The 25,954-nt window shown below is 56.8% G+C and carries 31 protein-coding genes and 1 other RNA gene; 13 read left to right on the forward strand and 19 right to left on the reverse strand.

Going from position 1 to position 25,954, the window contains the following annotated elements:
• Positions 1-30: 30 nt before the first annotated feature.
• From ACR3EJ_RS09905 to ACR3EJ_RS09945, 9 genes are all read right to left on the reverse strand, one after another.
• Positions 31-1,134, reverse strand: coding sequence for a glycerate kinase type-2 family protein (locus ACR3EJ_RS09905; protein ID WP_170541022.1), 1,104 nt, complete (start codon positions 1,132-1,134; stop codon positions 31-33).
• The gene (gene dtd / locus ACR3EJ_RS09910; protein ID WP_170541019.1) at positions 1,134-1,571 is read right to left on the reverse strand and encodes a D-aminoacyl-tRNA deacylase; all 438 of its coding nucleotides are present in this window, start codon (positions 1,569-1,571) and stop codon (positions 1,134-1,136) included. The genes ACR3EJ_RS09905 and dtd overlap by 1 nt, the downstream gene beginning before the upstream one ends.
• Positions 1,572-1,593: 22 nt before the next feature.
• Positions 1,594-2,277, reverse strand: coding sequence for a nitroreductase (locus ACR3EJ_RS09915; protein ID WP_170541016.1), 684 nt, complete (start codon positions 2,275-2,277; stop codon positions 1,594-1,596).
• A gap of 30 nt (positions 2,278-2,307) precedes the next feature.
• A complete protein-coding gene (locus ACR3EJ_RS09920) occupies positions 2,308-3,399 on the reverse strand; it encodes a TFIIB-type zinc finger domain-containing protein (RefSeq protein ID WP_010441883.1) in 1,092 nt (363 codons plus the stop codon).
• Positions 3,400-3,434: 35 nt separating this feature from the next.
• Entirely contained in the window at positions 3,435-4,583 is a 1,149-nt protein-coding gene (locus tag ACR3EJ_RS09925) for an SPFH domain-containing protein (protein ID WP_170541013.1), read from the reverse strand.
• Between the two features lie 23 nt (positions 4,584-4,606).
• The gene (locus ACR3EJ_RS09930; RefSeq protein WP_170541010.1) at positions 4,607-5,578 is read right to left on the reverse strand and encodes a DUF2927 domain-containing protein; all 972 of its coding nucleotides are present in this window, start codon (positions 5,576-5,578) and stop codon (positions 4,607-4,609) included.
• The gene (locus ACR3EJ_RS09935) at positions 5,578-6,768 is read right to left on the reverse strand and encodes a toxic anion resistance protein (protein WP_170541008.1); all 1,191 of its coding nucleotides are present in this window, start codon (positions 6,766-6,768) and stop codon (positions 5,578-5,580) included. The genes ACR3EJ_RS09930 and ACR3EJ_RS09935 overlap by 1 nt, the downstream gene beginning before the upstream one ends.
• Before the next feature lie 29 nt (positions 6,769-6,797).
• Positions 6,798-7,712, reverse strand: coding sequence for a 5-bromo-4-chloroindolyl phosphate hydrolysis family protein (locus tag ACR3EJ_RS09940; protein WP_170541004.1), 915 nt, complete (start codon positions 7,710-7,712; stop codon positions 6,798-6,800).
• Positions 7,713-7,887: 175 nt separating this feature from the next.
• Positions 7,888-8,766, reverse strand: coding sequence for a pseudouridine synthase (locus ACR3EJ_RS09945; RefSeq protein WP_170541001.1), 879 nt, complete (start codon positions 8,764-8,766; stop codon positions 7,888-7,890).
• Between ACR3EJ_RS09945 and ACR3EJ_RS09950 the strand changes: the two genes are divergently transcribed.
• Entirely contained in the window at positions 8,765-9,214 is a 450-nt protein-coding gene (locus ACR3EJ_RS09950) for a nucleoside deaminase (RefSeq protein ID WP_170540998.1), read from the forward strand. The genes ACR3EJ_RS09945 and ACR3EJ_RS09950 overlap by 2 nt on opposite strands.
• A 4-nt stretch (positions 9,215-9,218) precedes the next feature.
• Here ACR3EJ_RS09950 and ACR3EJ_RS09955 read toward each other — a convergent pair whose 3' ends face one another.
• Genes ACR3EJ_RS09955 through ACR3EJ_RS09965 form a run of 3 tightly spaced genes read right to left on the reverse strand, consistent with a single transcriptional unit; the run spans position 9,219 to position 12,051 of the window.
• Entirely contained in the window at positions 9,219-10,187 is a 969-nt protein-coding gene (locus tag ACR3EJ_RS09955; RefSeq protein WP_170540996.1) for an adenylate/guanylate cyclase domain-containing protein, read from the reverse strand.
• Positions 10,184-11,359 (reverse strand): M24 family metallopeptidase, encoded by a 1,176-nt coding sequence (locus ACR3EJ_RS09960; RefSeq protein WP_170540993.1) that lies wholly within the window; start codon positions 11,357-11,359, stop codon positions 10,184-10,186. Before ACR3EJ_RS09960 ends, ACR3EJ_RS09955 begins: the two co-directional genes overlap by 4 nt.
• Positions 11,359-12,051, reverse strand: a complete 693-nt coding sequence (locus ACR3EJ_RS09965; protein WP_170540991.1) for a metal-dependent hydrolase — start codon at positions 12,049-12,051, stop codon at positions 11,359-11,361. The genes ACR3EJ_RS09960 and ACR3EJ_RS09965 overlap by 1 nt, the downstream gene beginning before the upstream one ends.
• Positions 12,052-12,108: 57 nt before the next feature.
• On the opposite strand from ACR3EJ_RS09965, the gene ACR3EJ_RS09970 reads away from it, so the two are divergent.
• Positions 12,109-12,780: a ceramidase domain-containing protein gene (locus ACR3EJ_RS09970; RefSeq protein ID WP_170540988.1), complete on the forward strand. Its 672-nt coding sequence runs from the start codon at positions 12,109-12,111 to the stop codon at positions 12,778-12,780.
• A gap of 52 nt (positions 12,781-12,832) precedes the next feature.
• On the opposite strand, the gene ACR3EJ_RS09975 is transcribed toward ACR3EJ_RS09970, so the two are convergent.
• Together ACR3EJ_RS09975 and ACR3EJ_RS09980 are read right to left on the reverse strand one after the other, a co-directional pair.
• On the reverse strand, positions 12,833-13,396 hold the full coding sequence (locus ACR3EJ_RS09975) for a DUF4202 domain-containing protein (protein WP_480422924.1): 564 nt from the start codon (positions 13,394-13,396) through the stop codon (positions 12,833-12,835).
• A 152-nt stretch (positions 13,397-13,548) separates the two neighbouring features.
• On the reverse strand, positions 13,549-13,707 hold the full coding sequence (locus tag ACR3EJ_RS09980) for a hypothetical protein (RefSeq protein ID WP_170540984.1): 159 nt from the start codon (positions 13,705-13,707) through the stop codon (positions 13,549-13,551).
• 224 nt (positions 13,708-13,931) lie between these two features.
• Here ACR3EJ_RS09980 and gatC point away from each other — a divergent pair, with 224 nt between their 5' ends.
• The 5 genes from gatC to rnpB all read left to right on the forward strand — a co-directional run bounded on the left by gatC (position 13,932) and on the right by rnpB (position 17,620).
• A complete protein-coding gene (gatC, locus tag ACR3EJ_RS09985) occupies positions 13,932-14,219 on the forward strand; it encodes an Asp-tRNA(Asn)/Glu-tRNA(Gln) amidotransferase subunit GatC (protein ID WP_010441896.1) in 288 nt (95 codons plus the stop codon).
• Between the two features lie 3 nt (positions 14,220-14,222).
• On the forward strand, positions 14,223-15,710 hold the full coding sequence (gatA, locus tag ACR3EJ_RS09990) for an Asp-tRNA(Asn)/Glu-tRNA(Gln) amidotransferase subunit GatA (RefSeq protein ID WP_010441897.1): 1,488 nt from the start codon (positions 14,223-14,225) through the stop codon (positions 15,708-15,710).
• A gap of 40 nt (positions 15,711-15,750) precedes the next feature.
• Complete coding sequence (locus ACR3EJ_RS09995) at positions 15,751-16,443, forward strand: excalibur calcium-binding domain-containing protein (protein ID WP_170540981.1); 693 nt, start codon at positions 15,751-15,753, stop codon at positions 16,441-16,443.
• Entirely contained in the window at positions 16,394-17,098 is a 705-nt protein-coding gene (locus ACR3EJ_RS10000) for an N-acetylmuramoyl-L-alanine amidase (protein WP_170541681.1), read from the forward strand. The genes ACR3EJ_RS09995 and ACR3EJ_RS10000 overlap by 50 nt, the downstream gene beginning before the upstream one ends.
• Before the next feature lie 124 nt (positions 17,099-17,222).
• Positions 17,223-17,620: RNase P RNA component class A (rnpB, locus tag ACR3EJ_RS10005), an RNA gene on the forward strand.
• A gap of 6 nt (positions 17,621-17,626) precedes the next feature.
• Here the strand turns inward: rnpB and ACR3EJ_RS10010 are convergent.
• A complete protein-coding gene (locus ACR3EJ_RS10010; RefSeq protein WP_010441900.1) occupies positions 17,627-17,959 on the reverse strand; it encodes a GYD domain-containing protein in 333 nt (110 codons plus the stop codon).
• Between the two features lie 371 nt (positions 17,960-18,330).
• On the opposite strand from ACR3EJ_RS10010, the gene rpmG reads away from it, so the two are divergent.
• Positions 18,331-18,498 (forward strand): 50S ribosomal protein L33, encoded by a 168-nt coding sequence (gene rpmG, locus ACR3EJ_RS10015; RefSeq protein ID WP_010441901.1) that lies wholly within the window; start codon positions 18,331-18,333, stop codon positions 18,496-18,498.
• A gap of 207 nt (positions 18,499-18,705) precedes the next feature.
• Entirely contained in the window at positions 18,706-19,212 is a 507-nt protein-coding gene (locus ACR3EJ_RS10020; RefSeq protein ID WP_170472580.1) for a lipoprotein, read from the forward strand.
• A 63-nt stretch (positions 19,213-19,275) separates the two neighbouring features.
• Here ACR3EJ_RS10020 and ACR3EJ_RS10025 read toward each other — a convergent pair whose 3' ends face one another.
• The 3 genes from ACR3EJ_RS10025 to ACR3EJ_RS10035 form a co-directional block, all read right to left on the reverse strand.
• Positions 19,276-19,749 (reverse strand): GNAT family N-acetyltransferase, encoded by a 474-nt coding sequence (locus ACR3EJ_RS10025; RefSeq protein ID WP_170540978.1) that lies wholly within the window; start codon positions 19,747-19,749, stop codon positions 19,276-19,278.
• 78 nt (positions 19,750-19,827) lie between these two features.
• Positions 19,828-20,565, reverse strand: a complete 738-nt coding sequence (locus ACR3EJ_RS10030; RefSeq protein ID WP_010441904.1) for a Bax inhibitor-1/YccA family protein — start codon at positions 20,563-20,565, stop codon at positions 19,828-19,830.
• A 195-nt stretch (positions 20,566-20,760) separates the two neighbouring features.
• Positions 20,761-20,979, reverse strand: a complete 219-nt coding sequence (locus tag ACR3EJ_RS10035) for a DUF1127 domain-containing protein (protein ID WP_170540975.1) — start codon at positions 20,977-20,979, stop codon at positions 20,761-20,763.
• Positions 20,980-21,106: 127 nt separating this feature from the next.
• On the opposite strand from ACR3EJ_RS10035, the gene ACR3EJ_RS10040 reads away from it, so the two are divergent.
• Positions 21,107-21,985, forward strand: coding sequence for a LysR family transcriptional regulator (locus tag ACR3EJ_RS10040; RefSeq protein WP_010441906.1), 879 nt, complete (start codon positions 21,107-21,109; stop codon positions 21,983-21,985).
• Here ACR3EJ_RS10040 and ACR3EJ_RS10045 read toward each other — a convergent pair.
• Positions 21,969-22,937, reverse strand: coding sequence for an NADPH:quinone oxidoreductase family protein (locus tag ACR3EJ_RS10045; RefSeq protein ID WP_170540972.1), 969 nt, complete (start codon positions 22,935-22,937; stop codon positions 21,969-21,971). The two genes, ACR3EJ_RS10040 and ACR3EJ_RS10045, sit on opposite strands and share 17 nt — an antisense overlap.
• A gap of 337 nt (positions 22,938-23,274) precedes the next feature.
• On the opposite strand from ACR3EJ_RS10045, the gene ACR3EJ_RS10050 reads away from it, so the two are divergent.
• From ACR3EJ_RS10050 to ACR3EJ_RS10060, 3 genes are all read left to right on the forward strand, one after another.
• Positions 23,275-23,646 carry a helix-turn-helix domain-containing protein gene (locus tag ACR3EJ_RS10050; RefSeq protein ID WP_170540970.1) on the forward strand — a complete coding sequence of 124 codons (372 nt, stop codon included), beginning with the start codon at positions 23,275-23,277 and terminating at the stop codon, positions 23,644-23,646.
• Positions 23,647-23,690: 44 nt separating this feature from the next.
• Positions 23,691-24,482 (forward strand): histidinol-phosphatase, encoded by a 792-nt coding sequence (gene hisN, locus ACR3EJ_RS10055; RefSeq protein WP_170540967.1) that lies wholly within the window; start codon positions 23,691-23,693, stop codon positions 24,480-24,482.
• Between the two features lie 115 nt (positions 24,483-24,597).
• Positions 24,598-25,932, forward strand: a complete 1,335-nt coding sequence (locus tag ACR3EJ_RS10060) for an 8-oxoguanine deaminase (RefSeq protein ID WP_170540964.1) — start codon at positions 24,598-24,600, stop codon at positions 25,930-25,932.
• The last annotated feature ends 22 nt before the right edge of the window (positions 25,933-25,954 follow it).

Raw genomic sequence — 25,954 nt, forward strand, 5'->3', positions numbered from 1 at the left:
GACCGATAGCAACCGGGCCAAGATGTCAGATCAATTCCGTATTGCAATCACCAAGTCCATCACATTGGTCCCTGTAGGCCCCGTAACCAGCAACGCACCTGCTTTGGCTAGGAAGCTGCCGCTGTCCGCGTTGTTGAGGTATTCTTGCGCTTCGTCTGACCATGTTTCGCCGGTAACGATAGCACCGGCTGCGTCCGTTGGCCCATCCGTGCCATCTGTTCCACCAACGATCACAGTAATGTCCCGTTGCCCTTCAATTTCGTGCGCCAAAGCCAGCGCTAGGGCCTGATTTCGTCCGCCTCGCCCGGGTTGGTCCGGAAGAACGACGGTTGGCTCTCCTCCAAAAACCATCACGCCTTTGGGCATGTGGCGCAGTCGTTCTCCTATCGCGGTCGCAACTGATAAGTAGTCATCGTGCAACGCCTCCGCGTTGGCGAGGACGACAAAGCCAGCTTGCTCGGCTGTTTGGGCGGCCGCGTTACGTGCGTGCGCATTTGAAGCGATTATTGAGGTCTGGGCGGCAAAACGCGGCGCATCTGGCAACGCTCCGATACCGGATCCAATCACGCCCAGGTCGTCTCCGGGGACATCCGAGATCGCCAAAACGGTCACTTTTTTCCCAGGAAAACTGGACAGCAGTCCTCCGCCCTTAATGCGCGATAGTTTGCGCCGCTCAGCATTCATCGCTCTGATATCCAATCCATCGCCAAGCAATCTTTGGTTCAGGGCTTCAAGATCGTCCAGGGAGAACCCGGGCATCAAATCCTCGGCCAGAGAGGACGCGCCGCCAGATACCAGTAGCAACAGACTGCTATCATGTTCCATGCTCTCAACGGTTTCGCGCAATGCCTTTCCCCCGGCCAGACTGCGATCATCAGGTACGGGATGAGAGGATTCGATGACATCAACATGAGCTGGCAGGCCATCGCTATGGCCATCTTTGGTAACGACCAACGTGGGGACCGCGCCGAACTGGTTCGCTGCAGCGCGGGCCATCGCACCCGCCGCCTTGCCAACGGCCAGTATCTGGTCTGGCCGTTCCATCGTTTGAATCGCTTCCAACGTTGCGGTGTAACCATCTACAGCCGCCACACCGGTGCTCCAAATATCCTGAATCTGTTGAGAGGCCTGCATCAGCTTTCCATCCAAATTGTCACGGGCCCGTCATTGACCAGTTCTACAGCCATGTCAGCCCCGAATGATCCCGTTTCGACTGGTATGCCCAGTGAGGACAGGTTGCGAACAAACGCTCCATAAAGTCGTTCGCCCTCTGCTGCCGGGGCCGCACCGGAAAATCCCGGGCGGTTACCGCGTGACGTGTCAGCGGCCAAAGTGAATTGGCTGACTACCAGTGCTGAGCCGCAGATATCCAAGATCGAACGGTTCATTTTTCCTGCATCGTCTTTGAAGATGCGAAGCTTTGCGATCTTGTTAGCCAGTTGTTCGGCCTGAGCCTCATCATCCCCTTGCATCGCACAGACCAAAATCATCAACCCCGGACCGGATTGTCCAATCACCGTTCCCTCGACTGTGACAGAGGCACTGGAAATTCTTTGAAGCAGCGCGCGCATCTGCAATTCCTACTCTTGGTGTTTATTCACGCCAATCAACGATATCATCCAGAGCGGCACGTCCTGTTCTGAAAGAGTTGGCTGGATGGTCTTTATTTGGATATCCGAATGAGATCGCACACAAAACAATCCGGTCATCTGGAATATCGAAGTACCGGTGAAGAAACGGACCATAAGCCGCAACCGCCGCCTGAGGGATACTGGCCACATCCAGGGCTTGTGCCGCCAATGCGAATGCTGTCACAAACCCTCCGCAATCCATGGCACCGTATGGGCCCAACTCGGCGGGGCTGGATAGGATGGCGCAGTGTGGGGCTCCGAATAGAGTGTAGTTTTTCATCATTTGCTGCGCCGAAGCGGTGCGATCACCCTTTTCGACGCCGACTGCTTTGTATAACGCCCAGCCGCATGCGCGCCGACGATCCTGATAGACACCGGAATACCTGGTTGGAAAGGGCTGGTCCGGGTTTGGGCTGGCCTGTTGTGTCTCGCGCTGCAACGCTTCGCGAAAATGGTCAGTTTCAGTGCCACTGGTGATCGTAAGCTGCCAGGGTTGCGCGTTGCACCAGCTTGGAACACGCGTTGCGCTTGTGACGATCTGTTCGATCTGTTCACGGGGAACAGGGTCTGAGCAAAAGGCACGGCACGAATGGCGCTGAGTTAAAAGATCGTTCAGAGCGTCAAGGTGCAAGTCAGTTTCCCCCATCCAACGCGCTATCTGACACGAGTGTTCTCTTTATTGCTGGCCGGTTGCAACCAGATAACCGACACCAGCAGCAACCAGCAGGCCCAGTACCACCGCGATGGTAATCTTGATCGCCGACCAGGGGCGCTCACCCTGAACGCGCCCGGTTCTGCCATTCACTACAAAGCGATAGGTCTCGCCCCGGTATTTATAGGCTGCCATCCAGACCGGCAGTAGGATATGTTTGAACGTGACATCTCGGACTTCCGTATCGACAGCGTGGATGCGCTGACGATCGCCACCGATATCAAACCGTACATCACGCTCGATCACGCGCGCCATGTGACCGCGCGCCTCCTGATATCCTTCCTGCAATTCGACCGTATAGGCTTCGGCACGGAATCCAGCCAGATATTCGGGCTGATAGGGCTCAAGTGCAGGCAGATCCCAGGGTTCCAGCGCATCCGTATAGGATTTGGGCAGGGATTGTGATGCCAACACCAGAACATCGTCAAAAAACCGTGCCACGCGTCCGGACTTTGGCGACCAGCGCACCTTGGGAACCTGCTGCTGAACGCGCTTTCCATCCCGCATCACGGTTCGGGTTTCGTAATAGACGACACCACGTTCGCCCCGATAACTCGACTTGGTATCGGCATCGAATGTCCAGTAGGGCACGTAGATGCCCTGCATCTTGCGGCCTTTGCGGGCGTATTCCTTCAGCCCATTGGGCGCAAACCACAGTCGCCCCAGCCAATCCCCCATGGCTTGGTGCGCCGAGCGTTCGTCCAGTGCAAAGGGCAACACACCGCGTGGCTTGATATGGCGGCTTACACCGGTATCAGTGACGACAGGTGTCGCACAAAATGGGCACTCTGCGGCGTGTGTGTTCGGGTCAAATTCGACCTGTGCTGCGCAGTTGGGGCAGGTAAGAACACGAGTTTCTTCAATTTCACTATCGGGGAGGCGATCCGCGATGGCCGTGTCGAAATCGAGTTCACGTAAACTGGCCCCTCCCCACGGGCCCGCGCCAATGGCCTCGGAATGTCCGCAGTGATCGCAGGTGAGCGTTCCGTCATCGGGATTGAACCGATAATCCGCCCCGCATTGTTCGCAAGGAAAACGGTGTTCGACTTTTGCCATTACAGAATCCTGGTCATGGATAGCCTAATATCGGGTCAGGCGCCCGGTGGCGGCGGTGGCAAGATGGTGAACAACTGCGCCAATTCTTGTATGTCCCCCGCCTTTTTCCAACCGTCCTGACCGGCGGTCCAGACGTGGGTATCACGCGTGATCTCACCGTCGGTTGCCATACGACCCATCTTGGCTTTGGAAAATGGTCCGCTAGTCTGGCCATCCACCGCGATATGCCACACATGCTCGACGGGTGGCGGGGGCGGCGGTGCCGCACGTGCTGACGCTTGCGGTGCAGCGGGGGCGGAACCGCTCCAGGGACCGCTGGGCTGACCCGCTGCCATGTTCGACATTTGCTGCGCCATCGCCATGCCCATCCCCATGCCAAGACCGGCACCCATGCCACCGCCCTGACCGGGGTTATTGGCAGCCGCTGTCATGGCCTCGGCAGCGGAATACTGAGTGAACTTGCCCAGATCGCCCGCCAAACCCATCGAGGTGCGCTTGTCCAGAGCCGCCTCGACCGCAGGAGGCAGCGAGATATTCTCGATATAGAATTCGGGCATACTCAAACCATACCCATCCAGCACCGGTGACACCTCGGCTGCGATCAGTTTTCCCAGATCGGCGGTGTTCGCGGCCATATCGAGAACTGGAATGCCCGAGCCTGCGATGACGCGGCTGAATTCCTGCACGATGATGTTTCTGATCTGAAAGCTGATCTCGTCCATGGTGAATTCACCATCGGTGCCTACGATCTCTACTAGGAATTTCGCCGGGTCCTTGACCCGCACCGTATAGGTGCCGAAGGCCCGGATGCGTGTTGGCCCAAACTCGGGATCGCGCAGCATGATCGGGTTCTTGGTGCCCCATTTCAGGTCATTGAACCGGGTCGTGTTAACGAAGTAAATTTCAGACTTGAACGGAGACTGGAAACCATGATCCCAATGCTGCAGCGTCGTCATGATCGGCATGTTGTTTGTCTCAAGCATGTAGAGTCCGGGCGTGAACACATCCGCCAGCTGCCCCTCATGCACAAACACAGCCGCCTGACCTTCGCGCACTGTCAGCTTGGCACCGTATTTGATCTCGTGGCCCTCACGCTCGAACCGCCAGACCATCGTGTCGCGGGTGTCATCAACCCAGTGGATGACGTCGATGAATTCGCCGGTCAGAAAATCAAAAATTCCCATTGGATTTCTCCTGTCTTCCGGGGTCAGAGCGACTGCCCCATCAATTCGCGTGCAATGATACGGACCACCGGACGTGCCTCGTCAGCGGTCATGCCCGCTTTCAAGCGCGGGTCGTAAAGAATCGTCAGTAGTTTTTCGTCATGGCTGGTGAGCAGGGCGAACTCGTCGTCATCATTGAAGATCGACGGTCGGGCCGATGGGCTGTCATTCGGAAGCCCCAATCCTTGCGCAATCTCTTCATGAACGCAGCTCAGGCGCACCAGATCGGGATGTTCTGCCCGTATCAGGGCAACGGCCCGGGTATAAGTCTGAGGCGCGCTGTTCGATGCCGACGCAAACACAAAACAATAGAAAGACCGCGGCAGTTTGTCGAAGAGATCAAGTTGCGCCTGTCCTATGCCGGGGATCAGTTGTCGCAACCGGGCTTGTACATAGGCGGTATCATCTTCACCCGCCACGAATACGTGAAAGTTCGCATTCCGGGTGGTGGTCGAGACCGGATGTCGAGTCAGCCGCGACAACCGGTTGGCATAGGCGTCAATTCGGGCAGTCTCTTGCTGGCGAACGTTTGGCGCGACTGAGGGTCCGAATTCGGGTTTGATGCGTACGGGTGACGACCAGCGACTTAACTGTCGGCTGGTTCTTCTGCTACCGCTCGAGACAGCCTCCCCCGGATATTCATTGTAAAACGCAATGGTTTCGAAATTCCGTGCGAGGTCATCGGCGTCGTAGGGCGTATCCGGCCCACCACCATCGGTGCGCAACAGCCCGCGCGTCAGCAGGTTGTTTTGAACGCTTTCATAGTACCGCGCGAGGTCGAGGCTGGCGGGCGAAGGGGGCTGATAGGCATTGCTCAAGCCCTGAGGTTGCTCCGGGCGGGGTTCCGGAGCGATGGACGTCGTCAAGGCCTCTTCGCAGCCAGCTAATGCCAGCAGCGAAACTACCAATGTTGCAGTCCTAGCGCGATGTAATGGCCGCACGCCCGCTGTTTCCATTATCCGGGGACAGCCGTTCCGGCATTGTCACCGATCCCGTCCTGTCGCGCTTTGGCCGAGGCGAGCGTGTCGCGCAACTCGGCCTCCATCTTCTTCAATTCTTCCTCGGCGGCGGCGCGCTTGGCTTTGCCTTCGTCCGCAATGGCGAGGCTTTCGTTGATCGTACCGATCAGGTCAGCGTTGGCCTGTTTGACGGCTTCGATGTCGAAGACACCACGCTCCATCTCTTCGCGGATCATCTTGTTAGACTCGCGCAGGTTGGCCGCGTTCGAGGTCAGCAGCTCGTTGGTCAGATCATTGGCATCACGTACGGCGGCGGCGGCTTCGGCACTGCGCTGGATGGTTACCGCTTGTGCCAGCTGGGTTTCCCAAAGCGGCACGGTGTTGACGAGGGTTGAGTTGATCTTGGTCACCAGCGACTTATCGTTTTCCTGCACCAAGCGGATCGAGGGCAGCGACTGCATCGTCACCTGACGGGTCAGCTTGAGGTCGTGGACCCGGCGTTCCAGATCGTCGCGCGCGGCGCGCAAATCGCGCAATTCCTGCGCCTTCATCACCTGCTGGTCTTCGGGTGCGGCCTGAACCTCGGCCTCTTTTTCGGGAATGTCATGGCTGTCCAATTCGGTCAGCTTTTCCTCACCCGCCGCAATGTAAAGCGCGAGTTCATCGTAGAATTCCAGCGTCTTTTCATACAGCAGATCCAGAGACTTGATATCTTTCAGCAGGGTATGCTCGTGCCCCAGAAGATCGTCTGTGATCCTGTCGATCTGGCTTTGAACGTCCTCATACTGCGCTGTGAATTTGGCGAATGGTGCGGCACGGCCCAGCAGTTTTTCCCACCAGCTCCGTTCGCGCCGAACATCCAGTTCGCTGACTGAGAAGCCCCGGATCGTCGTTACGATGTTGCGAAGGCTGTCGCCCGCCGGGCCCACATCCTTATTACGTACATCGGCCAGCATCGCCTGACTGATCTCCTGCAATTCCGCCTGTGCGGATGATCCAAATGACACGATCGAGTTTGTGTCGCCCATGTCGATCTCACCCATCCGCTTGCGGATTTCGACGCCAACCGTTTCGTCGGCGTCTTCAAGCGGCACAATCTCAGCCTGCGGCTCAGGGAGGGCGACGGCGGTGACTTCTTGCACCAGCGTTTCAGCCTCGACTGCCTTGTTCTTGATCTCATCGGACATGGGGTAATCCTCGCTTACATAAAAGCCGGTCAATCCAACCGGACGCCTTCGCGCTGCAGCCGGTCACGCAGCACATCAATTTCAACCGTCAGATCACTGCGGTCATCCAATAGCATCTTTCCCGTCCGCGCCGCGAAATTCTGTTCGAGATCGTCCAGCAGGGCCGAATAATCTGCCAGCGCCTGCGCATCGCGGGTACGCGCATAGACGTCCGAGAACTTCACCGTCGCATCGCGTGCGCCCTGCAAGTAAACCGTCAGATATTTCCGCGCGCCCGCCAGATCACGTGGGTCTTCTTCGACCGTTCGGAACAAATCGCGGGCGGTATCTTGAAACCGCTCGACACGCGCTTCGATCTGACGGTCTCCGGCGCGTTTGATCGCGTCTGTCATTTGGGTCAGGTGAGATTCCGCATCCTCAACAACGCGCGCCACGCGATCTTGTTGGAAGGAGTCGATGCCTTCCATACCCTTGTCTTTCAAGGGGTCGATGCCAAAGGACACCGAATGTAGTGCAGTGGCAACAACCCCAAACAGAACCGGTGCCAACAGGCTGGCCTGAGCTGCGGTTTCTGCATCTAGAAACTCTGTTCGATACGCGGCCAATGCCGTGCCCAGCCCAGTCAGGACGCTTGAGAAGATTTTGCGGGGGAAGGCCGGGCGGCGGGCGGTACGTTTGGCATTGTATGCAGATTCCGCTCGCAGCCCTTCGCGCAGCAAGAATGCGGCGGCGGTCAGCAGACCTGCAGCGATCAAACCAATTGTCATTCCGATAGCGCCGTCGTTCAGTGACAGGAATGCCAACGGAATTGCGGGCGCAAATAGGAGGTTCGCGCGTGCACCCGCCGGTTCGACCCGAGCTCCGTCAAACTGTCCACGAGAGGGTTGATCTTGGTCTGACGACGTACCCTGAGGGCTGAATTTCCCACCGAACCTTTTGGCCATGCCCTTACAAGCCCCCAAGCACGCCGGTACAGACGCCGAACAACAGCACCAGCAGCGCTGCATACGCCAATTTTTGTACTCCGGTCCCGGACATGGTGCCCCCAAACTGTCGCTATCACAGAAAATTTAGGCGATGCGATGGCTTGGCGCTAGGGGGAAGGTTACTTAAGCCGCGTCACTTGCGAGGTTTCTTGCCGATTGTCGGCCTTTTGCGCTGAGGCCGGGCAGGGCGTTTGACGGTTGGCTTGCCCCTTTCTTCACCGTCCATCCCCAGTTGGTCACGCATAACACGCCGACGAATCTCTTCAACCTCACCGGATTTCAGGTCACCAAGCTGAAACGGGCCATAAGAAATCCGCAAAAGCCGGTTTACCGCATAGCCGATATCTTCGATTGCTCGGCGAATCTCGCGGTTCTTGCCTTCGCGCAGACCGATGGTTAGCCAGGCGTTGGCACCCTGTTGGCGGTCCAATGTAACGGTCATGGGCTGAAACCGTTCCCCGTCTATGACCAATCCCTTGCGAAGGGGTGCAAAATCTTCGTCCTTGGGGCGCCCGTTAACCCGCACCCGGTATTTGCGCAGCCATCCGGTGGCGGGCAGTTCAAGCTTGCGCTTGATGCCGCCATCATTGGTGAGCAGCAGCAACCCTTCCGAATTCAGGTCGAGCCGTCCGACACTCATGACCCTCGGCATGTCCTCTGGCAGATCGTCGAAGATCGTCTTGCGTCCCTTTTCATCACGCGCCGTCGTCACAAGGCCTGGAGGCTTGTGATAGAGCCATAGGCGAGATGGCTCGGGCTCGGACACGGGTTTGCCATCGACAGTAATCCTGTCCTTGGCCGTCACGTTCAGCGCTGGGCTACTGATGGGTTTGCCATTCACGGTCACACGACCGGCTTCGATCATGCGTTCAGCCTCGCGACGCGAGGCGACACCTGCGCGGGCAAGCACTTTGGCGATCCGATCGCCGGGAGGAGGGGTATTGGTCATCCCCCGCCCATAGCCTATCCCGGCGGCTTGCGAAAGCCGGGTTTCTGGGGCAGTCAGAGGCATGGAGTTCCGATCTCACATGAAACTGGCGCTGGAACAGGCGCAGGCGGCGGCAGACCGGGGGGAGGTGCCCGTGGGTGCTGTAATTATCGGACCGGACGGTCAGGTGGTTGCCGCTGAAGGCAATCGGACACGCGAGTTGAACGATCCCACCGCCCATGCCGAAATACTGGTGCTGCGCGCCGCCTGCGCACACGCCGGATCGGAGCGGCTGCCGGATCACGATGTATATGTGACGCTAGAACCCTGTGCCATGTGTGCGGCAGCACTGGCTGCGGCGCGTATCCGGCGTGTGTACTACGGCGCATCCGATCCGAAATCGGGCGGCGTCGCCCACGGCGCGCGGGTATTTTCGCATCCGCAGGCGCATCATACCCCTGAAATCTATGATGGGATCGGTGCCGAAGAGGCCGAGCGATTGCTCAAGGATTTTTTTGCGGGGCGGCGTTAGCGCGCTACCAACTCAGGCTATAGATCGTGTGATCGCCGGGCAGACCTTTCAGCGAAACTGATCTTGGTGTGCCAAAGGTCATCCCATCTTGCCCGTCCGCCAAAAGCTGGGTTGCGTCGGACAAACGGACCTCTCCCGGTGCGGCTGAGGCCGCGATCCGGGCGGCCTTGTTAACCACCGTACCGAAGAAATCGTCATCGGTCTGGATCACATCTCCCGTATGTATGCCGACGCGAATCTGCAGCGTTGGTTCGCCCAATTCACTGGCGTTGCGTCGCTGCAGGTCGACTGCGGCCATCAGTGCCGACCGCGCCGACGAGAAGCTGGACATGGTTCCATCCCCCAGCGACTTTACCAGCGTTCCGCTCTGAGCCTCAATGACGTCACGAGCCAATCCAAAGTGTTTTTGGACCGCATCGGTCCAGATCCGGTCCCCCAGCTTGTCGGCAATAGCCGATGAATTGACGATGTCAGTGAACATAACCGAAGCCATGCCCTCGCGTTGATCCTGACGAAACCCGTCGCGTGCAGCTGCTACCAGCGCGTCCAGGGCTTTGTGCTCGATACCGATTTTTTCCATGTTAGGGATCGGATTGGACACGTGGCAATGTATCATCTTCCACACACCATCTTCGAGATGCAGGATGAAGGTGAACCTATGCAACATTGCCTTTTGGTTAGTGGCAAAGCGAAGCGTTGCAACGCAATGGGCCCAACCAACTGTACCGCATTCAAATGCCTCTAGGCCGTGTTCTTCCCAACTGTAGTCGGGAATTTCGGCCACATGATCAGGGAAACCCTTTCGGAATAGCGAGCCTGACCAAATCTCCCCATCCGCTGAGCCTTGATATCGCAGGTACTCAGACGTCGACAGCATGTTGTAGAGCGCCGCTCCATCTTTGGTTCGAACAGCGTCATTCCAGCGTCGCACCACCGCGATCAACTCCGGCGATGGGCGAATAGGCTGATTCATTTGGATTTTACCACAAGCTCCCGAGGGATATCCGCCAATGGCTGGCCGCCATTGGCGGTAACCAAAAAGCTCTCGGTGATCGCCAGTCCCCAGTCCGAAGTCCAGAGCCCGGGCATCAAATGGAATGTCATATTTTCCTGAAGTTCGGTCGTGTCACCCGGCCGCAGGCTCATGGTGCGTTCACCCCAATCGGGAGGGTAACTTAATCCGATCGGATAGCCGGTGCGGTTGGCTTTGACATATCCGGCACGGGCGAAACTTTCGTAAACACAGTTCGCGACCTCTTCGCAAGTTGTGCCCGGACGCGCCGCACTCAAGGCATCATCGATGGCCCTGAGCACAGCAGCCTCGGCGCGGCGAATATCTTCCGGAGGATCACCCAGAAACAGGCTGCGACTGGCCGGGCAATGATAACGGCGATAACAGCCTGAGATTTCAAAGTACGTTGCCTCATCCCGCGTTAAGGGTCTGTCGTTCCAGGTGATGTGCGAGGCAGACGCCTCGGTACCTGAGGGGGCGATTGGAACGATTGCGGGATAGTCCCCGGCCAGTCCCGGTAATCCGGCGATGCCTGCAACCTGAACTTCGGCAACCAGTTGGTTTTTTGGCAGTCCTTCGCGGAATGCATCGCGCAACACCTGATGCATATGGGCGGTAAGCCGCCCTGCTTTTCGCATCATTTCGACTTCGGCGTCGCTTTTGACCGCCCGCTGCCAGTTTACCAGGCCAGTGGCATCCAAAATCGCAGCGTCTCCGAATGCGTTCTGCAGTATGCGGTGACTGGCGGCCGAGTAATAGTAGTTGTCCATTTCGACACCCAGTGCCGAAGTCAATCCGCGGTCCCGCAAAAGTTTGGCGAGGGAATCGACGGGATGGTGGTCGGGGTGTTGAACGTGCTCTTCAGGCCAGTCCAGAAGATCAGATGCATCCATCCATGTGGTCTGCGCTGCACCAGCCTTGTCCTGCGTACGCCCCCACCATAGTGGAGAACCGTTCGCTGGCAGGATGACCATCTGGGGTACATAAAAACTCCACCCGTCGTAACCGGTAAGCCACGCCATGTTCGATGGGTCGGTTATCAGCAGGGTTTCGATCCCCTGCCGTTCCATAGCTGCGCGGGTCTTCGCGATACGGTCGGCAAATTCCTGGGCGCTGAAATCTGTGGCGGGCATCAGAGAGAAATCGCTTTCATCACTTCGGGTTCGATCACATCGACGCTCGGCAGGCCGTCAATCAGGGCCTGAGCTGATTGTTCGAGAATCGGAAAGGTTTGGTAGTGGCACGGAATAATCGTTTTGAAGTCAAAGTACCGTTTGGCCGCGTAGGCCGCACCTTTCATGTCCATGGTAAAGTGACCGCCAGCGGATAGGATGCCGATATCGGGTTTGTAGTATTCCCCCATCCAATCCATATCCGCCATGATATCGGTGTCGCCAGAGACGTACACCATTCGGCCCTCGGTTGAGATCATATACCCGACTTCGGTCCCACCGGTACGCAATCCGTCGGGGGTTGAAAAGGTCGAACTGTGCGAGGCTGGGACCATCGATACCTTGATACCGCAAAGGTCAACTGTGCCGCCTTTATTGAAACCAACTGTTTCGATCCCTTCCGCCTCGGCCCAATAGCCCATCAGATCGTACTGTCCCACGACGGGAACATTCAAATGTTTGGCCAGTGGCAATACATCAACGACATGATCGAAATGGGTATGGGTCAGCAGGATATGGGTTGCACCCGCCACCGCCGCATCATGCTGTTCTTCAGGCAATGACGGGTTCCCCGTAAGCCAGGGATCGACCAGCAGGACCTGCCCCGATGTTTCGATGCGAAAGCTGCCATGTCCCAGCCAAATAATATCCATAGTGAACCCTCCCAAATTCTGCTTGGCGTCAGCCTAGCATCGGCTATGTAAAAATCCATGGACTGGACGCAGTATATTGACGGTTATTGCGAGCGGCTCTCGCCATCGTATTGGGCCGAGCCGATAAACGCCGTGACCAATGTGGCGTTTCTTGTTGCGGCATTCGTCATGTGGCGCAGGGTGCGAGGGCAGGGTGCTCCGCTGGCGATGGCCTTGGTTGTGATACTGGCAATGATTGGTGTCGGCAGCTACCTGTTTCATACGCATGCACAGGTTTGGGCCGCGATAGCAGATACAACGCCGATCTTGCTTTATATTCTGGTTTATATCTTTGCGGTGAACCGGGATGTCTGGGGGATGCGGCCCGTTTATGCGCTGGGTCTGACCGCGCTGTTCATTCCCTATGCGGCGTTGACGATTCCCGTGTTTCAGCTGGTGCCGGGTTTGGGCGGTTCAGCAGCCTATGCACCGGTGCCGCTATTGATCCTGATTTATGCTTTACTGTTGAGGTCGCGAACCCCTGATACAGCGCGCGGGTTGGCGATCGGGGCTGGCATACTGATCGCCTCGATCATTTTCCGAGCCTTGGACGAGCCAACCTGCGGTCACTTTCCCATCGGAACGCATTTCATGTGGCACATCCTGAACGCCACCATGCTTGGCTGGATGATCGAGGTATATCTGCGCGCCGTTCGGAAGGTGCCTGTTACGACTGCGCCGGGTACTTGAGGCCAAACCAAAACAAATTGGCGGGCTACCAGTACCTTGGAATCACTTGAGGTCAGTCACGGAATGCTGCCGCCAAAGCCTCGGGCAGATCAAATTCCGTCAAAACTCTGGCGCGGCCTTCGGCGGACATCTTGATGGCGGTTTTTTCTACGATGCGCTGAATTTTCTCGACTGAATGCTTCGCTGCGAAGGGTTCAAAATACCATTTCAGGAAAACGAAACAGATCACATCCTCAAGCGCCTGCACGTCCGCATGGCGCTTGATGCCTTGTTTGCGCAGCATCTGTTCGACTGCTTCGATTTGATCCGCACCGTATTCGGCTTGTTCCATAAAGCCTCGCACCACGTCCGCGTGGTAAACACCTTGTGCCTTGCGCCATGCCAGATAACCGGCACGCCCTTCTGGATATTCGGTGCGCTTCAGTTTCCAGCGTTCGACATGCTGCCCGCGGGCGGCAATCTGTAGTGCATCAGATGCATTTGGGAAAAGGCGATCAAGCTCGGCACTCATGCGCTGGCCATACAGCAGTTCTGCGGGCTGCCCGTTTTCCATATTGGGATCTTCCGCATTGGCGGCGTCAATTGCGTTCAGTACTGCTTGCTTGCGTGCGCTCATGTTCTGCTCCGTTAGCTCGCCTGATCGTCACCTGTGGGTGTTTCGGCTGATGGTCTTTGGTCATGCTAACGACTTGTCGGTCAGGGTACAGCGGTGATTTGGAAAAAGTGCCGGATCAGGAGGGGGAAGCCGATCCGGCACATGGGACAGGTCTACTTGCCTGTCTGGGTTTGATCTTTGGTCACAAGCTCCGATACAGGCTGAGGGAAGCTGAGGTTTCGGGTCAGATTGTTCATGTCTATTCCCAATGCCAGGGCAGGAGATGTCAGAACCACGGCGGCCAAGATGAATGCAGGGACAAAGGTTTTCATATGCTGTCTCCGGTTTCGAGTTGTGTCACACAATTGAAATGAACAGTTCGGTTTAGTTTTCAATGCCAAAAATGAACTAATCAGTTTACCAATTTGCATATGGGGCATTCAAAAAAGCATGGCTGCTGTCGAATTGAGTGCGCACGGCGGCGTCATCCGGTTACCGGTCTTGCGAGTGATGCGACAGACGGGTAAACGCCCCTTAACGCATATGAGGTTTTCCGATGTCGATAGACCAAAGCACCGCCGCCAAGGTGGCCAAACTCGCCCGGATCAAGGTCGAGGATGACGCGCTGCCCGCGCTGGCATCCGAGTTCAACACCATCCTTGGGTTCATCGAGCAACTGAACGAAGTGGATGTCGAAGGTGTCGAGCCGATGGTCTCGGTCACACCGATGCGTCTGAAGCGTCGTCAGGACGTAGTCACTGACGGAAATCAGCAGGACAAAGTTCTGTCCAATGCCCCCGATGCGCGCGAAGGGTTCTTCGCTGTTCCCAAAGTTGTGGAGTAAGTCATGAGCGAACTGAACAAACTGGGGCTGGCTGAAGCCCGCGACGCGTTGCGGGCCGGTGATGTAACTTCAGTTGAACTGACTGAATCCTGCCTGACAGCCATTGATGAAGCCGATGCGCTGAACGCGTTCGTCCACAAGACACCCGAAATTGCGATTGAGCGTGCAAAGGCCGCGGATGATCGGATCAAAGCGGGCGACGCCCCTTCGATGTGTGGCTTGCCGATCGGCATCAAAGACCTGTTCTGCACCAAAGGTGTTCCCTCGCAGGCCGCGTCCAAGATACTCGATGGCTTCAAGCCCGAATACGAATCCACTGTGTCTCAGCAATTGGCTGACGCAGGTGCCGTGATGCTGGGCAAGCTGAACATGGACGAATTCGCCATGGGCTCGTCCAACGAAACCTCCGTTTATGGTAACGCCGTCAGCCCGTGGCGGCGTGGCAACGACGAGGCTCAGCTAACACCAGGCGGCTCGTCTGGTGGTTCGGCCTCGGCTGTTTCTGCTGATCTGTGTCTGGCTGCGACCGGCACCGATACCGGAGGTTCGATCCGGCAGCCTGCCGCCTTTGTTGGCATTACCGGCATCAAACCGACCTATGGCCGCTGCTCACGCTGGGGCATCGTTGCCTTCGCCTCGTCGCTGGATCAGGCTGGCCCGATGACCAAGAACGTACGTGACGCGGCGATCATGCTGGAAACCATGTGTGGCCATGACCCCAAGGATTCCACCAGCGCCGAATTGGCTGTGCCGAATTTTGAGGCAATGCTGACCGGCGATATCAAGGGCAAGAAAATCGGTATTCCCAAAGAATACCGCATGGACGGTATGCCCACCGAGATCGAAAAGCTCTGGGTTGATGGCGCTGCGATGCTGAAAGACGCAGGGGCTGAGATCGTCGATATTTCGCTGCCGCACACCAAATACGCACTACCTGCATATTATGTGATTGCTCCTGCTGAGGCGTCTTCGAATCTTGCCCGCTATGATGGTGTCCGCTATGGCCGCCGCGCGCAGCTGGCACAAGGTGACGGAATCACCGAAATGTATGAAAAGACCCGCGCGGAAGGCTTCGGCCCCGAGGTCCAGCGCCGGGTAATGATCGGCACATATGTGTTGTCGGCGGGTTTCTATGACGCCTACTACAACCGCGCCCGCAAAGTGCGGACACTGATCAAGAAAGACTTCGAAGATGTCTTCGCGACTGGCGTTGACGCAATCCTGACCCCGGCCACACCTTCGGCTTCGTTCGGCCTGGGTGAGATGACCGAAGCTGATCCGGTTCAAATGTATCTGAACGACGTGTTCACAGTGACCGTGAACCTAGCTGGCCTGCCCGGTATCTCGGTTCCTGCGGGACTGGACGCTCAGGGACTGCCGCTGGGTCTGCAACTGATCGGCCGCCCATGGGAAGAGGGCGATCTGCTCAACACCGCCTACGCGCTTGAGAATGCCGCCGGGTTTGTGGCCAAGCCGGGCAAATGGTGGTAATTCTCTGACCGGCAGAACGACAAGAAGGCGGAGCAGCCGAATGCGTAAATTGCTTCTGATTTCGACCCTCGGGCTGGTAGCAGCCTGTGACACGGTCGCCCCTGTATCGGGCACCGGGTTCAATACGCCGGAATACCAGGCCCAACGCGAGGCTGAACTAGCCGGGCAGGGGCTGGCTGGTAACCCGCTGCAGCCACCCGAAGCGATTTCGGAGCAGCCGCTTTCGGCGCAAGGTGCTCCTCTGAATGACGGCAGTGCGGCTGATATTGCAAACCAGACGGCTGTGGCGCTGGCCAGTACGTCTGACCAGCAAGGCTTAATTGCCCCAGTGACAAACAACACAGGCATTTCTGACGAACAGGATTTTGAAGCCGTTTCAAACAGGCGTAGTATCGATGCAGATGCGGCCCGGATCGAACAGAACCGACAGACATATGAAGTTGTCGCGCCAACCACGGTTCCACAGCGCGGTACAGATGGACAGCCCAACATCGTGCAATATGCGCTGAACACGTCAAACCCCGTCGGAACCCAGCTCTACAGCCGAGCAGGGTTCAATTTACAGGCCAAAGCCGAGCGGAACTGTGCGCAATTCGCCTCGCCGGATCAGGCTCAGATCGAATTTCTGTCCAACGGCGGTCCCCAGCGCGACCGTAAAGGACTGGACCCGGATGGCGACGGCTATGCCTGCGGCTGGGACCCCAGTGCGTTCCGCAGTGCCGTCAACAACTGAGCTTTCGCCGATCTGGCATCCATCGCCCAATTTCGGCCCCCGGCGCGATGGGTTGAAGCCCGTGCTGATCGTTCTGCACTATACCGCAATGGAAAGCGCATCAGCTGCGCTCGAGCGCCTTTGCGATCCCGGTCCTGAGGTTTCCGCTCACTATCTGATTGGCGGCAATGGCGTGCTCTGGCAGCTTGTACGCGAGGAAGACCGCGCCTGGCACGCCGGGGCTGGGGAGTGGCACGGGCAAACAGATATAAATTCCCGTTCCATTGGCATCGAATTGGACAATCGGGGCGATCACCCGTTCTCCGAGCCTCAGATGAACGCGCTGGAACAACTTCTGTCCAAACTCATGCGGCGCTGGTCGATCTCTCCGGAAGGTGTCATTGGACATTCCGACATGGCACCCGGGCGCAAGACAGACCCAGGCCCCCGTTTTGATTGGCAAAGACTGGAACGTCAAAGCCTTGCCGCTCCAACTGGCACCGAAGCGCCTTCCGAGACGACGTTCCGGGCGCTGGCGCAAGTCCGGGGATATACAGCTGATGTCGATGATGACATCCTGCTCAATACCATTCGCCTGCGCCACCGTCCCTGGGCCACAGGCCCATTGCACCCTGACGATTTCAAAGCGCTGGCCCTTCCTCCACATCCCACCTGATCCGCACTTCATCGGGTCAAAAATATCCCGGGGTTGAATTGGCCGAAGGCCAAGAAGGGGCTGGCCCCTTCATCCTCTAACTCCTCTTGACGTAACCTCTCCCAAAGCATACCCAACGCCTCGCGCGGAGGGCCGGATGGCCGCTGGGGCATATGCCCGAGAGGAAAGTCCGGACTCCACAAGGCAACGGTGCCGGGTAACGCCCGGGCGGGGAAACCCGACGGAAAGCGCCACAGAAATCAGACCGCCGCGGGCCTTGGCCCGAGGTAAGGGTGAAACGGTGGGGTAAGAGCCCACCGCGCCGCTGGCAACAGTGGCGGCACGGCAAGCCCCACCGGGAGCAATGCCGAATAGGGTCCCCGCGCGGGCCGGTCGGTGCAAACCGATACCGCCGCTAGGCTCGCTTTGGCCGAGAGGGACCGGGTTGGCAGCTCGAGCCGCGCAGCAATGCACGGCCTAGAGGAATGGTCATCGAAGGGGGTAACCCCGGAACAGGATCCGGCTTACAGGCCCTCCGCGCATAATTCCTCAGCCCGTCGGCGGCGTATACACCCCAGTTAGCGTTGCTGCTTTTGCAGCGACCGAAACGAACTCTTCGGCAGACCATGCGCGCACGGTTTCGATTTTCGATACTGCACCCGTGCTGGCGACGGCCATCCCGATTGCGACCGCATCAGTGCCGTCGGGGACCTCGCTGATGACAACAACATCGTTGCTACCGGTGGTGACGTAGAATGAGATCAGCTTTCCGCCCGCTTTCTCAAGCAGCGCACTGACCGGGCCGGTACGGTCCTGAGGATTGGCAACCATCGCCTGAACGGCCTCGGATGAGTAGGATGCGTAAGTGATGAATACAGGCATGAAAACCTCCCACTGTTTAAGTCTATTCGGAACCATCCGACTGGCCGGTTCCATGGCCAGATTGCTTGCTGAGACGCCTGCAATTCAGGAACACCCGGGTAACCCGGGCGATACTATTGACGTGAGTGGTGTAGGGTGCCGGACGATAGTCCCGGTCAGATTTGGCCCATGATCGCAACACGGACTCTTTGGTCACGGTGACACTATCACAGTTTCGTGAACACACCAAGCGACACCCCGTTGAGGCGGAGTAGGGAATTGTTCCCGGAACACGGCGAATCTGGTTGACTTGGGCGTACGAGCAGTTAAAAGCGCACGCTCATAAGGATTCAACCGAAAGGCCCCTGCCTTTTCGGACGCAGGAGATAACCATGGCGAAGCCGACGACAATCAAGATCCGTCTGAACTCGACCGCGGGCACGGGCCACTTCTACGTGACCAAAAAGAATGCGCGCACCATGACCGAGAAAATGACCATTCGTAAATACGATCCGGTTGCTCGGAAACATGTCGAGTACAAAGAAGGCAAGATCAAGTAATCTGCCCTCTGACTTGAATTTTTGAAAAAGGACTCTGCCGATGCAGGGTCCTTTTTTGTTGGTTTGAGGCGTCCCACAGCGCGTCGGTGCGAAACACGGGCGTTGCAGGGGCGCATCAGCCCCTCGGGTGTTCTGGGTGAGGGCGGCTTGCTTTTACGCACTCCATGCCGCTACGCTTCAGCAACTCTTTCCAAAATGTTGACCGCCATGAAAAAAATCTTGTTACCCGCCCTTGCAGTTCTGACCCTGTCAGCCTGCGAAGATCCGTTTAACCGCGAAGGTGTTGGTTTCACCGGGATAGATGGTGAACCGCGTACGGTATCCGATGTGAAAGGAGCCGTGGCATTTGTTCAACCTGCAACCAACATCCCGGCAGAGCTCGCCAAGTTGCCAACAGTTCAGGTTTCGTCTGATCAGACCGAGCTTTCCAAGATGGCGAAAGTTGCTATCGAGAATGGTGGGCGCACTGATACCAGCGCCGTTCAGCTGTCAGGCCAGAGCACTAATCTGCTGCTGAGCACGGTCAGTGTGAACGGGACATTGTTTGGTGTGTTGCGAACTGAAGAAGGGGACACTCGCGTGGACAATTCCATCGGTGCAACCTTCGGAGCGCGAACCGAGCGCTTTACCGGTTGCTTGCCCGCTGGGGATGTTTACCGCAAAGGCTCGTCCAAGCGCAGCTCTGGTTTTGCGGTGCCGCTGAACTGTAGCTGATTGCCAAAGTACCAAACCATTTTGTACCCCCGCCAATTTGGTGGGGGTTTTCTGTTTCCGCCGTTATTCAACGCGCCATTCAGCGAAACTGATCAGGGGGTTTAGCCCGGCGCGCGCCATCAATTCAGCCGAAGGCGTATTGAAGGTTGCATAGGTCGTGGCCAAAACATCTCCGCCATCAGCAAGCAGACGTGCGCGAACCTCGTTTATCAAGGCTAATCCGATTCCTTTCCGACGGTGCTTGGTATCGACGCTGATGTGGTGCAGCATCGCACGTGTTTCCGCCCGGCGAAAAGGTGTCGCAGCACGCTTCTCAAGCTCAAAAATCGCATATCCCAACAGTATTTGATTCTCCTCATAGCCCAATGCAACCACTGCGTCGTGGCTGAGCCATTCTGAAAGATAGGAAACGACTTCCTTGTCATCTGGCAAAGGCGCGTATCGCTGTGGCTGGTTTTGAACATGCAGGTCATGCACCTGTTGAAGTAATGGCAGCAAACGATGCGCCTGTGACGGGCAAATGGTGGCGATGGACATCAATGGTCCTCCGATTATCCAAACAAAAAGGGCGGGTCTTTTCGGACCCGCCCTTTGGCTGTGAGTATGAGGTTCGCGTTATTCGCGATTACCAAGCAGCTGCAGCAGGAACATGAACATGTTGATGAAGTCCAGATACAGGTTCAGTGCGCCCATGATGGCCGCCTTGCCTAGCCATTCCTGGTCACCCGCATGGGCCATCTGCAGATAGGTCGTTTTGATCTTCTGAGTGTCATACGCGGTCAGGCCCGCAAAGATCAGAACACCCAGGATCGACACAGCGAACATGATCGCAGGCGACTGCAGGAAGATGTTGATGACCATCGCGACGATCAGACCGATCACGCCCATCATCAGGAAAGTACCCATGCCGGACAGGTCTTTCTTAGTGACGTATCCGTAAAGCGACAGGCCCGCGAATGCGATCGAAGTCACTAGGAATACCTGCGCGATCGAGATGCCGGTGAAGGCTACAAAAATCCAGCTCAGCGACAGGCCCATGACGGCAGCAAATGCATAGAAGAACAGCTGCGCACCAGACGCCGAAAGGCGGTTGATGGCGGCACCAAAGCCAAACACCATTGCAAGAGGTGCGAACATTACGATCCAGCCCAGGATATTCGGGCTAAGCGTGACTGGGTCGCGGAAGATCGACAGAAGTTGCGGGCTTGAGCCAACGGCCCAGGCAACAGCAAACGTGATCAGCATACCTACGGACATTGTGCCGTAGACTTTGTTCATATGGGCGCGCAGGCCCTCATCAATCTCGGCAGCGCGCGCCCCGGACGCCGTCCGGATCGTGTCGAATTGTGCCATTTAAGGGTCTCCCTTCAATATTCTTTGCTCAGCCTGCGATTGCAGGCCGGTTTCCCACTAAATATCGGAGAGTACGGCCCTCGTTTCAAGGGTTTTCACTCTAAAACTCAGCAAAACTGTCGGCAAATTTCGCGACTGGTGCAAAAAACCTGACGGCGCAGTCCCTAATGCCGCCAGATTTCTTCTATTGTCCAATTAATACAAGTGTTTGTGCCAGCAGTCAGGCGCATCCCACATAGGACGAGAAGCCTCGGCTTCTGCCTCGGAGCGGGTGATTCCGATATCTTCCAAAGCGCGATCATCAAGCTGAGCCAGTTTTTGCCGTTGTCGCGAAAGGCTCAACATGTTGAGCAGGCGGTCTCCAATCGATTTACCTTTGATGCGACGCAGAGTCGAAATGGCTAGATGGGTCATGGGTATTGCCCTTTCATGTTTGGCTGATGAAACACTGTGCTTCAATCAATTTCCTTGATCTATATGGAGCATTCTGACATATTTTAAAAATGAATGTTTTTGACGTTACCCATAAGGAATCTTGAAGATGCGAAATCTGGACATCACTACGCTTCGTTCATTCGTTGCCGTCGCGGATCACGGCGGTGTTACCCGCGCAGCTGGATTTCTTCATCTCACGCAATCGGCTGTTTCTATGCAGCTCAAGCGGTTAGAAGAGCTACTCGGGCTGGAGCTGCTGGATCGATCCGGTCGAACCATTGCGCTGACCGCGTCTGGCGAGCAACTGCTGGCCTATGCGCGCCGGATGATTGCGTTGAATGATGAGGTGATCGGGCGGCTCACTGATCAGGCCTTTGAAGGAGAGGTCGTGTTGGGGGTGCCGCATGATGTCGTTCATCCGTTCATCCCCCGTGTCCTAAAGCGCTTCAATGCCAGCTTCCCACGCGTGAACGTGAATCTGGTTACCTCGAATACGCGCCACCTGAAGGAAGAATTTGCGCGCGGAGGTTTTGATTTGATCGTGACCACGGAATCGGGAGCGGGCGAGGGGGCTGAAACCTTGTATCATATGCCACTGCGCTGGGTCGGAGCTCTGAACGGGTCCGCCTGGCGACAACAACCTCTGCGGCTGGGGTTTTGCCGCAATTGCATCTTCCGTCCGGTTGCGACCGCGGCGCTGGATGACGCTGGGATCGAATGGGACATGAGCATCGACAGCGACTCAGACCGTACGGTCGAAGCAACAGTCAGTGCTGATCTGGCGGTGGGTGTACTGTTGGAGGGGACACAGCCCAACCATCAGGAACTGATCGACCATGCTGGGGTCCTTCCGGACCTGCCGGTGCAGTTCATCAACCTTTATGGTGCTGAAAGAGTGCGCGAGGAATATGTGGCTGAGCTCGCAAATCTCCTGCGGCAAAACTTTTCACACCCCAGTGCGCGCCCCCTCAAAGTGGCGAGTTGATCTGGATGACGATCTTACCGGTGGATTTGCGATCACGCAGCAATTCCAATCCCTTGGCTGCGTCCTGCAAAGGCAGGATGTGGCTGATATGAGGTTTAATCCGTCCTTCTGAGTGCCAGCGAAACAGAGTGCTGAAACTATTGTGAACGATTTCCGGCTTAAATTTCAGGTAACCACCGATATAGACGCCAATCACACTGAGATTTTTAACCAAAAGATGGTTGGCCGGAATCTGAGGAACTTCACCCCCCGCAAAGCCGATGGGCAATAGGCGACCCTCGGGATTCGTGGCACGGAACGCAGCCTTGAAAACGTCACCTCCGATGGCGTCATAGACCACGTCGGCTCCGCCAAGGGCGCGAACGCGGTTACGCAGATCCTCATCCGCATCGATCAAATGGTCCGCACCGGCCTGCTGCGCCACCACCAATTTGTCCGCGCCGCGCGCTTGCGCGATGACGGTCGCCCCCATCAGTTTCCCGATTTCGATGGCGGTCAGCCCAACGCCGCCAGCAGCTCCGGTCACCAGCAGCGTTTCGCCGGCCTGTAGGCGTGCCCGGTGCTCCAACGCGATATGGCTGGTGCCATAGGCGATCTGAATGGCGGCAGCGTCTTCGAAACTCATTGTGTCTGGGATGACAATAACCCGGTCAGCATCGAAGACACCAGATTCGGCCAGGCCGCCCTGACCAGAGAAAACAGCGACGCGGTCACCTGGTTTTAGATGCGTAACACTATTTCCGACTTCGGCAACGACCCCTGCAATTTCCATACCCAGAGTAAACGGTGTGCCGGGTGTATCCTGATAGGAGCCTTTCTGCATCAAAAGATCGGCAAAGTTCAGCCCGCAGGCCCGAATGGATACGCGCACCTGATTTTCCGCTGGTGTCGGCTCGGGCATTTGGCAAATTTGCGCCATTGCTCCCTTGGTTTTGATACGAAATGCCAGCATCAGTATTCTCCGGTATTTTAGGGCACATAGGCGGAGAGCGCGCGCGTTTTGTCAATTCCAATCAAACACCCTTCTCAAACAGGTGTCTGGTCTGATTTGTTGTCTCCGAACATACACAGATGTGATGATCCCGGTACTCAACCATAATCAACAGTCCATATTCTTGGATTCAACCGTCTTGAAAAAAGAATCGATTGCGGCAATATTATTGTTCTATGGTGCTGTTCGGGGGGCACGATCCTAAGTTAGGAAGTTCTTAAGCAGCGACCCGCTAACTTGGCGGTGACGGCTGCTGTTGCGGTTTCCCGGACAGGTGTTTGTGTAAAGGAGACTACCAATGACCCATCACGTCGATGTCCATGTGGGCAAACGCGTCCGGCATCGCCGCTGGCTGATTGGCATGACTCAGCAGCAGTTGGCGCAGCAAGTTGGTATCAAGTTTCAACAGATTCAAAAATACGAAACGGGTGCCAACCGTGTAAGCGCGTCGCGTTTGTGGGACATTGCCGAGGCATTGGATGTTCCGGTCAGCTTTTTCTTTGAAGGTCTTGAAGAAGCTCAGAAAACAGAGGCTGACAAAAAATCAGTTCCTGCAGATCTGATGGGTGATAAAGAAGCGCTTGATCTCGTTCGCTCGTACTATGCGATACCGGAAAATCAGCGTCGCCGCTTGTTTGAACTGGCGCGCGTGCTGAGCGACGTTGCCTAATACAATCGCTTGACTTCGCGGGGTGCCCGTCGCACGGGTAAGCCATGCAAAACACCCTACGAAGTGATCTAGAGATTGCCGAAGAAATGGCCGACGCGGCGCGGGTGGCCATTCTTCCGTTTTTTCGCCAATCTAACCTGAAGACGGACAACAAGCTCGATGCCGGGTTTGATCCTGTGACTGCAGCTGACCGCGAAGCAGAGAAAGCGATGCGTGCGGTGCTGGCCATTCACCGGCCCAAGGATGGCGTTTTAGGGGAAGAGTTTGGCCATTCCGAAGGAGTGAGCGGACGGGTTTGGGTATTGGACCCAATCGACGGCACGCGCGGATTCATAAGTGGTACGCCCACATGGGGTGTTCTGATCGCCCTAAGCGATGAGACTGGACCTAAGCTTGGCGTAATCGATCAGCCCTATATCGGTGAACGCTTTATCGGAGATAAAGAGCACGCCTTTGTCAAAGGCCCTATGGGGCGCGCGGAACTCGAGACCCGGAATACGCGATCATTGGATCAGGCGATCATCTTCACCACCTTTCCTGAGGTCGGCACCGAGGCCGAGGCCGCTGCCTTCAAGGCGGTTTCTCAGAAAACGAAGCTGACGCGTTATGGGATGGATTGTTACGCCTATGCGCTACTTGCTGCAGGGCAAACCGATCTGGTGGTCGAGGCTGGGTTGAATGCCTACGATATCCAGGCCCCAATCGCGGTGATCGAAGCAGCAGGTGGTATTGTGACAGATTGGCAGGGTAATCCTGCCCATAATGGCGGGCGTGCCCTCGCAGCAGCCAATGCTGAGATTCATGCGGCGGCGCTGGAAATCTTGAAGCAATATTAATCGGGTTGCCGCACCCCCCCATGCGGCTTTAAACTGATCGCGGCTGGTTCTTACGCCCGTTTTCCACCAGCCCAATACTCCACGCATGAGACGGGCAGGATGCGGGAGTGCAAAAATGACAGAAATATTGATCCGGAATGCCGACATTATCGTGACGATGGACGATGATCGGCAAGAGCTTGTGGGCGCTGATCTGTTGGTTCGGGACGGAAAGATTGCCCAGATTGGCCATGGTTTGACCAGCCGGGGTGAAATACATGATGCCGCCGGATGTGTTGTTACCCCTGGTCTGGTGAACACCCATCATCATCTCTACCAAACCCTTACACGCGCGGTGCCCGGTGGGCAGGATGCGTTGCTATTTGGATGGTTGCGAACACTTTATCCCATCTGGTCCCGCTTTGGACCTGAAGAGATGTTTATCTCTGCTCAGATTGGTCTGGCAGAGTTGGCGCTGTCTGGCTGCACGCTCAGTTCTGATCACCTCTACCTCTATCCCAATGGTACGCGACTTGAAGATACGATCCATGCCGCGTCGGAATTGGGTCTGCGTTTTCAACCGACGCGCGGGGCAATGAGTATCGGCGAAAGTGATGGTGGGCTGCCGCCTGATGCTCTGGTCGAAACCGAGCAGGCCATTCTGGAGGACATGATCCGCGTGGTTGATGCCTATCACGATCCATCTGAGGGTTCGATGTGCCGCGTTGGCCTTGCGCCGTGTTCTCCGTTCTCGGTTAGTCGCGACCTGATGCGCGATGCCGCGCTTCTGGCGCGCGATAAAGGCGTAATGCTTCATACTCATCTGGCAGAAAACGATGAAGATATCGCCTATTCTGAAGATCAGTTCGGTTGCCGGCCCGGCCAATACGCAGAGGAGTTGGGCTGGACCGGATCGGATGTCTGGCACGCCCATTGCGTCAAGCTGGATGGCTCCGAGATCGACCTATTTGCGCGTAGCCGAACTGGTGTTGCGCACTGCCCATGCTCCAATTGCCGCCTTGGCTCAGGTATCGCGCCAGTCCGCAAGATGCGCGACCAAGGCGTGCATGTCGGGCTGGGTGTGGACGGTTCAGCCAGCAATGACAGCGGCAATCTGATCGCCGAGGCGCGTCAGTCCATGCTTCTGCAACGGGTTGCAAATGGCGCTGACGCCATGTCAGCCCGCGAAGCGCTCGAGATTGCCACCCGTGGCGGGGCGGATGTGTTGAATCGGCCCGATTGCGGCAGGCTTATGCCCGGCAAACGCGCTGACATAGCCATTTGGGACGTACGCGGCATCGAAAGTGCGGGCAGTTGGGACCCCGCTGCGCTCCTTCTGGCCGGACCAACGCGTGTCAAACATCTGTTTGTCGAGGGACGCCAGGTTGTGCGCGACGGCCAGATCGTCACGATTGACCTGCCAAAGGCCATAGAAACTCAGAATCGTCTGGCAAGCGCGTTGGTAGAATAGCGGATGCGCTCTTCATCTGGCT

It is taken from the genome of Ruegeria sp. AB11, from assembly GCF_056536325.1.